The sequence below is a fragment of the Endozoicomonas sp. ONNA2 genome (assembly GCF_024606365.1).
In the GTDB taxonomy this organism is placed as follows: Bacteria; Pseudomonadota; Gammaproteobacteria; order Pseudomonadales; family Endozoicomonadaceae; genus Endozoicomonas.
Genome location: NZ_JAHHPO010000119.1, coordinates 1 through 1,013 on the forward strand (window position 1 = coordinate 1; position 1,013 = coordinate 1,013).

At 53.7% G+C, this 1,013-nt stretch carries 1 protein-coding gene; it reads right to left on the reverse strand.

The features are described 5' to 3' along the window. Positions 1-1,013, reverse strand: a 1,013-nt coding sequence (locus KDK14_RS02240) for a M10 family metallopeptidase C-terminal domain-containing protein (protein WP_257263393.1), incomplete at both ends; no start/stop codon positions are given.

Here is a 1,013-nt window from a genome sequence, read left to right on the forward strand (position 1 = left end):
CCCCGGAACCATAGACAATGCCATCAGCGATCAGTTCACCGGTGGTGGGAGCATGCAGGATATCCTTCCCCTCGTGGCCAAACTGATTGGAGATCACCAGGTTACCATTACTGACCAGGGCACTGAGATACCCGGCGGGTGTCATGGGGCTGCTGTCTTGCAATAGTGTGTCCATGGGCACGGCTTCCAGGGTGATCACTTCTCCAGCCACCGATAATAGCGTATTGCCAGCGTTTTCAGAGATAACAACCTGCTCTGCCAGGGCTGTACTGTCCCAGACCGCTTGCAGGTTGAGCAGTTTGCTCAGGTCGATATGGTCAATCCCCGGTTCATAGTCATGGATGGTCGTATTGCCGGTATCACCTTGCTGAAAGGCAAAGGTGTCCTGATGATCCTGCTCGGATGACTGGTAACTGCCGCCCCAGACGTCGTTATTTCCAGGTCCCGGGTAAATCGTACTGGTTCCGGGGCCGGCCGCGATCAGGTCATCGCCGGCATTGCCGTTGATCAGTGGTGCCGTACCATTGGCAACAATAATGTCGTCGCCCGGTGTGCCATTAATGGTGAGTTTATCCTCAATAACGTTGACGGACAGAATAACGACATTGCTCGTTTGCCGATCACTGTCATCAATTTCGGAGACACTCTGTACAGAGAGTTGGTAAGTGCCCGTTGCAGTATTGAGCAAATATAAGTCACTCAATTGGTCCGTGGTCAGTGCTATTGTGCCGGTTATGCCGGTGCTGCTGCCAACCGGCTCTGATAGCCCATTCACCAGGGAGGCCGATGAAGGCAGGCCTGAAATCTGGACGTAGAGTTCTGTACCTGTGGGTGTATTCAGGTTGAAGGCGGGATTGACCACCGACGCTTTTATCGCCAGCGGCACAGGTACCTGGTTGTTGGCGAAAATGTGGTCGCGATTCACCTGCAAAGTGGGTGGGTCACTTTTGGGCAAAATGGTGGCAGTAGTGGTGAGTTCGTCGACTGGTGGCCCAAACGCCGTGGTCATATTT